Here is a 6,659-nt window from a genome sequence, read left to right on the forward strand (position 1 = left end):
GGATCGCGATGAGCGATCCCGCCCCGGGAACCGGCAGACAAACAGGAGATAGACGTGATCCAGCAGGAGTCGCGACTGCGTGTCGCCGACAACACTGGTGCGAAGGAAATCCTTTGCATCCGTGTGCTCGGTGGCTCCGGTCGCCGCTACGCGGGCATCGGTGACGTGATCGTCGCCACCGTCAAGGACGCGATCCCCGGCGGCAATGTGAAGAAGGGTGACGTCGTCAAGGCTGTCATCGTTCGCACCGTCAAGGAGCGCCGCCGTCCGGACGGCTCGTACATCCGCTTCGACGAGAACGCCGCCGTCATTCTGAAGAACGACGGCGACCCTCGCGGCACCCGTATCTTCGGCCCCGTCGGCCGTGAGCTGCGCGAGAAGAAGTTCATGAAGATCATCTCGCTCGCGCCGGAGGTGCTGTAAGCATGAAGATCAAGAAGGGCGACCTGGTTCAGGTCATCACCGGTAAGGACAAGGGCAAGCAGGGCAAGGTCATTGCCGCTTACCCGCGCGATGAGCGCGTCCTGGTCGAGGGTGTCAACCGGGTCAAGAAGCACACGAAGGCCGGTCCGACCGCCAAGGGTTCTCAGGCCGGTGGCATCGTCACGACCGAGGCGCCCGTCCACGTCTCCAACGTCCAGCTGGTCGTTGAGAAGGACGGCAACAAGGTTGTCACGCGCGTCGGTTACCGCTTCGACGAAGAGGGCAACAAGATCCGCGTTGCCAAGCGGACGGGTGAGGACATCTGATGGCTACCACCACCACTCCGCGTCTCAAGACGAAGTACCGCGAGGAGATCGCGGCGAAGCTGCAGGAAGAGTTCTCCTACGAGAACGTCATGCAGACGCCGGGCCTCGTCAAGATCGTGGTCAACATGGGTGTCGGCGACGCCGCCCGTGACTCGAAGCTCATGGACGGTGCCGTCCGTGACCTGACCACGATCACCGGTCAGAAGCCGGCCATCACCAAGGCCCGCAAGTCCATCGCGCAGTTCAAGCTGCGTGAAGGTCAGCCGATCGGTGCCCACGTCACGCTCCGTGGCGACCGCATGTGGGAGTTCCTGGACCGCACCCTGTCGCTCGCGCTTCCGCGCATCCGCGACTTCCGTGGTCTGTCCCCCAAGCAGTTCGACGGCCGTGGCAACTACACCTTCGGTCTCACGGAGCAGGTCATGTTCCACGAGATCGACCAGGACAAGATCGACCGCACCCGGGGTATGGACATCACCGTGGTGACCACGGCGACCAACGACGCTGAGGGCCGCGCCCTTCTCCGTCACCTCGGCTTCCCCTTCAAGGAGGCGTAAGCGAGATGGCGAAGAAGGCTCTGATTGCCAAGGCTGCTCGTAAGCCCAAGTTCGGTGTGCGTGGCTACACGCGCTGCCAGCGCTGCGGTCGTCCGCACTCCGTGTACCGCAAGTTCGGCCTGTGCCGCGTCTGCCTTCGTGAGATGGCTCACCGTGGCGAGCTGCCGGGCGTGACCAAGAGCTCCTGGTAGTCCCTGTAATTCAGGGTTCCAGGACTCTCGGTAAGTAAAGGGCTCTGTCAGGTGCCCACCTCTCCATGGCTTAGGCTAGGAGGGTTGGGCGCCTGACGCCCAGACGACTTACTACGCCGTAGGTCCCCGCACCGCACCCGTCCCGCCACTGAGTGGGGAGAGGGATGGCGCATACAGGAAACCCCGGCGAGAGAGGCCGAAGGCCAATTCATGACCATGACTGATCCCATCGCAGACATGCTTACTCGTCTGCGTAACGCGAACTCGGCGTACCACGACGATGTCGCGATGCCGCACAGCAAGATCAAGTCGCACATCGCGGAGATCCTCCAGCAGGAGGGCTTCATCACCGGCTGGAAGGTCGAGGACGCCGAGGTCGGCAAGAAGCTCGTCCTCGAGCTGAAGTTCGGCCCGAACCGTGAGCGCTCCATTGCGGGCATCAAGCGGATTTCGAAGCCGGGTCTGCGTGTGTACGCGAAGTCCACCTCCCTGCCCAAGGTGCTCGGTGGCCTCGGCGTGGCGATCATCTCCACGTCGCACGGTCTCCTCACCGACAAGCAGGCCGGCAAGAAGGGCGTAGGCGGAGAAGTTCTCGCCTACGTCTGGTAGCGGAAGGGAACGGAGGAAACAGCTATGTCGCGTATTGGCAAGCTCCCCATCACGGTTCCCGCCGGCGTGGACGTCACCATCGACGGCCGCCAGGTGCAGGTGAAGGGCCCCAAGGGCGCCCTCTCCCACACCCTCGCGGCGCCGATCGAGATCGCTAAGGGCGAGGACGGCGTTCTGAACGTCACCCGCCCGAACGACGAGCGTCAGAACAAGGCCCTCCACGGCCTGTCCCGCACGCTGGTGGCGAACATGATCACCGGCGTGACCACGGGTTACGTGAAGAAGCTCGAGATCAGCGGTGTCGGTTACCGCGTCCTGGCGAAGGGTTCCAACCTGGAGTTCTCGCTCGGCTACAGCCACTCGATCACGGTCGAGGCGCCCGAAGGCATCTCGTTCAAGGTCGAGAACCCGACGCACTTCTCGGTCGAGGGAATCGACAAGCAGAAGGTCGGCGAGGTTGCGGCCAACATCCGCAAGCTGCGCAAGCCCGACCCGTACAAGGCCAAGGGCGTCAAGTACGAGGGCGAAGTCATTCGTCGCAAGGTCGGAAAGGCGGGTAAGTAAGCCATGGCATACGGTGTCAAGATTGCTAAGGGCGACGCTTACAAGCGTGCTGCCATCAAGCGTCGTCACATCCGGATCCGCAAGCACATCTCGGGTACGGCTGAGCGTCCGCGCCTGGTCGTGACGCGCTCCAACCGTCACATCGTGGCCCAGGTCATCGACGACGTTAAGGGTCACACCCTCGCGTCGGCGTCGACCCTGGACACCACGATCCGCGGTGGCGAGGCCGACAAGTCGGCTCAGGCGAAGTCGGTCGGCGCCCTGGTCGCCGAGCGCGCCAAGGCCGCCGGTGTCGAGGCTGTCGTGTTCGACCGTGGTGGTAACCAGTACGCCGGGCGCATCGCCGCCCTGGCGGACGCCGCCCGCGAAGCCGGACTCAAGTTCTGAGTCGCCCGTCGCGCTAGCGACTTGATTGTCGCTGCGTAGCTAGCGGAAAAAGAGAGAGGTAATCCAATGGCTGGACCCCAGCGCCGTGGAAGCGGTGCCGGTGGCGGCGAGCGGCGGGACCGGAAGGGCCGTGACGGCGGCGCTGCTGCCGAGAAGACCGCGTACGTTGAGCGCGTTGTCGCGATCAACCGCGTCGCCAAGGTTGTGAAGGGTGGTCGTCGCTTCAGCTTCACCGCGCTTGTCGTGGTAGGCGATGGTGACGGCACCGTCGGTGTCGGTTACGGCAAGGCCAAGGAGGTGCCGGCCGCGATCGCCAAGGGTGTTGAAGAGGCCAAGAAGCACTTCTTCAAGGTCCCCCGTATCCAGGGCACCATCCCGCACCCGATCACGGGCGAGAAGGCCGCGGGCGTCGTCCTGCTCAAGCCTGCTTCCCCCGGTACCGGCGTTATCGCCGGTGGTCCCGTGCGTGCAGTGCTCGAGTGCGCCGGCGTTCACGACATCCTGTCGAAGTCGCTCGGTTCTTCGAACGCGATCAACATCGTGCACGCGACCGTGGCGGCCCTCAAGGGCCTGCAGCGTCCCGAGGAGATCGCGGCTCGCCGTGGTCTGCCCCTCGAGGACGTCGCTCCCGCGGCTCTCCTTCGTGCACGTGCCGGGGCGGGTGCCTGATGGCGCGCCTCAAGGTCACGCAGACGAAGTCGTACATCGGCAGCAAGCAGAACCACCGTGACACCCTGCGCTCCCTTGGTCTCAAGGGCATCAACACGCAGGTCGTCAAGGAGGACCGCCCCGAGTTCCGCGGAATGGTTCACACCGTCCGCCACCTCGTGACGGTCGAGGAGGTCGACTAGATCATGGCGGAAAACAACCCGCTCAAGATCCACAACCTCCGTCCCGCCCCGGGCGCCAAGACCGCCAAGACCCGTGTTGGTCGTGGTGAGGCGTCGAAGGGTAAGACGGCTGGTCGTGGTACCAAGGGCACGAAGGCCCGCTACCAGGTTCCGGAGCGCTTCGAGGGTGGCCAGATGCCCCTCCACATGCGTCTTCCGAAGCTGAAGGGCTTCCGCAACCCGTTCAAGACCGAGTTCCAGGTCGTGAACCTCGACAAGCTGGGCGCGCTGTACCCGGAGGGTGGCGAGGTCACCGTCGAGGGACTCGTCGCCAAGGGTGCCGTTCGCAAGAACAGCCTCGTCAAGGTCCTCGGCCAGGGCGAGATCTCCGTGGCGCTGCAGGTGACGGTCGACGCCGTCTCCGGCTCCGCCAAGGAGAAGATCACCGCCGCCGGCGGTACCGTCACCGAGCTCGTCTGATTTCAGCAGGCGTCTCGATGACCTGAACGATCCCGACCGGGGATGCCCCACAAATGGGGCATCCCCGGTTGGTCGTTCCAAGGGGGGCAGTGTCGCCGGTAAGGTGGCCTGCACTGTTAATTTTCGTCCGGCGCGCCTAAGGGGAACTCCGGACGGGCTTTGACTGTTGGTTAGCTGTCAGTCATCCGTCGAACCTCAAGACTCACCCTCGGACGCGGTAGCGCGGGGGTCGCAGGAGGCACCGTGCTCACCGCGTTCGCCCGGGCGTTCAGGACGCCCGACCTGCGCAAGAAACTGCTGTTCACGCTGGGCATCATCGTGGTCTACCGGGTCGGTACCCACATCCCGATCCCCGGCGTCGACTACAAGAACGTCCAGACGTGCATGAACGCGGCCGACTCGAACCGCGGGCTGTTCAGTCTGATCAACATGTTCAGTGGCGGCGCGCTGCTGCAGATCACGATCTTCGCGCTCGGCATCATGCCGTACATCACGGCGAGCATCATTCTCCAGCTCCTCACCGTGGTGATCCCGCGGCTGGAAGCACTCAAGAAGGAGGGCTCGGCCGGCACGGCGAAGATCACGCAGTACACCCGTTACCTGACGGTCGCGCTCGCCATCCTGCAGGGCACGGGCCTGGTGGCCACCGCCCGCAGCGGCGCGCTCTTCTCCGGCTGCCCCGTGGCCTCGGAGATCGTGCCGGACCAGTCGATCTTCGCCACCGTCACGATGGTCATCACGATGGTCGCCGGTACCTGTGTCGTCATGTGGCTGGGTGAGCTCATCACCGACCGCGGCATCGGCAACGGCATGTCGATCCTCATGTTCATCTCGATCGCCGCGACCTTCCCGAGCGCGCTGTGGACCGTCAAGATCCAGGGCAAGCTGGCGGGCGGCTGGATCGAGTTCGGCACCGTCATCGCCGTGGGTCTGTGCATGGTCGGTCTGGTGGTCTTCGTCGAGCAGGCACAGCGCCGGATTCCCGTCCAGTACGCGAAGCGCATGATCGGCCGCCGTTCCTACGGCGGCACGTCGACCTACATTCCGCTGAAGGTCAACCAGGCAGGTGTGATTCCTGTCATCTTCGCGTCGTCGCTGCTCTACATTCCGAGCCTGATCGCCCAGTTCTCGAAGGGCAACTCCGGGTGGAAAACGTGGGTCACGCAGAACCTGACCAAGGGTGACCACCCGATTTACATCGCGATGTACTTCCTTCTGATCGTTTTCTTCGCGTTCTTCTACGTGGCGATCTCGTTCAACCCCGAGGAAGTCGCCGACAACATGAAGAAGTATGGTGGCTTCATCCCGGGCATCCGGGCTGGCCGGCCGACCGCTGAGTACCTCAGCTACGTACTCAACCGGATCACCTGGCCGGGTTCGCTGTATCTGGGGCTGATCGCTCTCGTGCCGACAGTGGCGTTGGTTGGTTTCGGGGCAAACCAGAACTTCCCGTTCGGTGGCACCAGCATCCTCATCATCGTGGGTGTAGGCCTTGAGACGGTGAAGCAGATCGAGAGTCAGCTTCAGCAGCGCAATTACGAAGGGTTCCTCCGCTGATGCGAATCGTCCTCGTCGGGCCGCCCGGTGCCGGGAAGGGAACGCAGGCCGCGTTCCTCGCCAAGAATCTGGCGATCCCGCACATCTCAACGGGCGACCTGTTCCGCGCCAACATCTCTCAGCAGACGGAGCTCGGCAAGCTGGCGAAGTCCTACATGGACAAGGGCGAACTGGTGCCGGACGAGGTCACCATCGCCATGGCCAAGGACCGGATGGAGCAGCCCGACGCGGAGAACGGCTTCCTGCTCGACGGCTTCCCGCGCAACGTCTCGCAGGCCGAGGCGCTGGACGAGATGCTGAGCAGCGAGAGCATGAAGCTGGACGCGGTGCTGGACCTGGAGGTCCCCGAGGACGAGGTGGTCCGCCGTATCGCGGGCCGTCGCATCTGCCGCAACGACTCCTCGCACGTCTTCCACGTGTCGTACAAGGCGCCGAAGCAGGAAGGCGTCTGTGACGTCTGCGGCGGCGAGCTGTACCAGCGTGACGACGACTCCGAGGAGACCGTCCGTACGCGGCTGGAGGTCTACCACACGCAGACCGAGCCGATCATCGACTACTACCGCGCCCAGAGCCTGGTCGTCACGATCCCGGCGCTCGGCAAGGTGGAAGACGTCACGGCGCGCTCGATGGAGGCGCTGGCCCGCGAGGACGCCTAGTCCCCGCGGTCCGCTCCGCGGTGCGCGTACCGCGGGAAGCGTGAAGATGTACGTCGCATCGGCCGCGGCACCCTCACCG

General features: G+C 64.3%; 12 protein-coding genes. All 12 read left to right on the forward strand.

What is annotated here, in order from left to right; genetic code table 11:
* Positions 1 to 54: 54 nt before the first annotated feature.
* Entirely contained in the window at positions 55 to 423 is a 369-nt protein-coding gene (gene rplN, locus ACWEBX_RS36160; RefSeq protein WP_003998823.1) for a 50S ribosomal protein L14, read from the forward strand.
* A 2-nt stretch (positions 424 to 425) separates the two neighbouring features.
* Complete coding sequence (gene rplX / locus ACWEBX_RS36165) at positions 426 to 749, forward strand: 50S ribosomal protein L24 (protein WP_328449240.1); 324 nt, start codon at positions 426 to 428, stop codon at positions 747 to 749.
* Complete coding sequence (rplE, locus tag ACWEBX_RS36170; RefSeq protein WP_037626984.1) at positions 749 to 1,306, forward strand: 50S ribosomal protein L5; 558 nt, start codon at positions 749 to 751, stop codon at positions 1,304 to 1,306. Before rplX ends, rplE begins: the two co-directional genes overlap by 1 nt.
* 5 nt (positions 1,307 to 1,311) lie before the next feature.
* Positions 1,312 to 1,497, forward strand: a complete 186-nt coding sequence (locus ACWEBX_RS36175; protein ID WP_003948630.1) for a type Z 30S ribosomal protein S14 — start codon at positions 1,312 to 1,314, stop codon at positions 1,495 to 1,497.
* A gap of 210 nt (positions 1,498 to 1,707) precedes the next feature.
* Positions 1,708 to 2,106 carry a 30S ribosomal protein S8 gene (gene rpsH, locus ACWEBX_RS36180; protein WP_055614920.1) on the forward strand — a complete coding sequence of 133 codons (399 nt, stop codon included), beginning with the start codon at positions 1,708 to 1,710 and terminating at the stop codon, positions 2,104 to 2,106.
* A 24-nt stretch (positions 2,107 to 2,130) separates the two neighbouring features.
* Positions 2,131 to 2,670, forward strand: a complete 540-nt coding sequence (gene rplF, locus ACWEBX_RS36185; protein WP_451888989.1) for a 50S ribosomal protein L6 — start codon at positions 2,131 to 2,133, stop codon at positions 2,668 to 2,670.
* Between the two features lie 3 nt (positions 2,671 to 2,673).
* Entirely contained in the window at positions 2,674 to 3,057 is a 384-nt protein-coding gene (rplR, locus tag ACWEBX_RS36190) for a 50S ribosomal protein L18 (RefSeq protein ID WP_060901491.1), read from the forward strand.
* Between the two features lie 66 nt (positions 3,058 to 3,123).
* Positions 3,124 to 3,726 (forward strand): 30S ribosomal protein S5, encoded by a 603-nt coding sequence (rpsE, locus tag ACWEBX_RS36195; protein WP_055513610.1) that lies wholly within the window; start codon positions 3,124 to 3,126, stop codon positions 3,724 to 3,726.
* Positions 3,726 to 3,908 (forward strand): 50S ribosomal protein L30, encoded by a 183-nt coding sequence (gene rpmD / locus ACWEBX_RS36200; RefSeq protein ID WP_055553514.1) that lies wholly within the window; start codon positions 3,726 to 3,728, stop codon positions 3,906 to 3,908. The genes rpsE and rpmD overlap by 1 nt, the downstream gene beginning before the upstream one ends.
* 3 nt (positions 3,909 to 3,911) lie before the next feature.
* Positions 3,912 to 4,367, forward strand: a complete 456-nt coding sequence (gene rplO / locus ACWEBX_RS36205; protein WP_189190330.1) for a 50S ribosomal protein L15 — start codon at positions 3,912 to 3,914, stop codon at positions 4,365 to 4,367.
* Positions 4,368 to 4,610: 243 nt separating this feature from the next.
* On the forward strand, positions 4,611 to 5,924 hold the full coding sequence (gene secY, locus ACWEBX_RS36210; protein ID WP_451888990.1) for a preprotein translocase subunit SecY: 1,314 nt from the start codon (positions 4,611 to 4,613) through the stop codon (positions 5,922 to 5,924).
* On the forward strand, positions 5,924 to 6,580 hold the full coding sequence (locus ACWEBX_RS36215) for an adenylate kinase (protein ID WP_355760888.1): 657 nt from the start codon (positions 5,924 to 5,926) through the stop codon (positions 6,578 to 6,580). Before secY ends, ACWEBX_RS36215 begins: the two co-directional genes overlap by 1 nt.
* Positions 6,581 to 6,659: the final 79 nt, after the last annotated feature.

The organism is Streptomyces sp. NPDC005070 (assembly GCF_053600395.1).

Bases quoted from the DNA above. Each gene is read 5' to 3' on its own strand.
- rplX (WP_328449240.1), top strand. From the start codon at position 426: ATGAAGATCAAGAAGGGCGACCTGGTTCAGGTCATCACCGGTAAGGAC.
- rplE (WP_037626984.1), top strand. From the start codon at position 749: ATGGCTACCACCACCACTCCGCGTCTCAAGACGAAGTACCGCGAGGAG.
- ACWEBX_RS36175 (WP_003948630.1), top strand. From the start codon at position 1,312: ATGGCGAAGAAGGCTCTGATTGCCAAGGCTGCTCGTAAGCCCAAGTTC.
- rpsH (WP_055614920.1), top strand. From the start codon at position 1,708: ATGACCATGACTGATCCCATCGCAGACATGCTTACTCGTCTGCGTAAC.
- rplF (WP_451888989.1), top strand. From the start codon at position 2,131: ATGTCGCGTATTGGCAAGCTCCCCATCACGGTTCCCGCCGGCGTGGAC.
- rplR (WP_060901491.1), top strand. From the start codon at position 2,674: ATGGCATACGGTGTCAAGATTGCTAAGGGCGACGCTTACAAGCGTGCT.
- rpsE (WP_055513610.1), top strand. From the start codon at position 3,124: ATGGCTGGACCCCAGCGCCGTGGAAGCGGTGCCGGTGGCGGCGAGCGG.
- rpmD (WP_055553514.1), top strand. From the start codon at position 3,726: ATGGCGCGCCTCAAGGTCACGCAGACGAAGTCGTACATCGGCAGCAAG.
- rplO (WP_189190330.1), top strand. From the start codon at position 3,912: ATGGCGGAAAACAACCCGCTCAAGATCCACAACCTCCGTCCCGCCCCG.
- ACWEBX_RS36215 (WP_355760888.1), top strand. From the start codon at position 5,924: ATGCGAATCGTCCTCGTCGGGCCGCCCGGTGCCGGGAAGGGAACGCAG.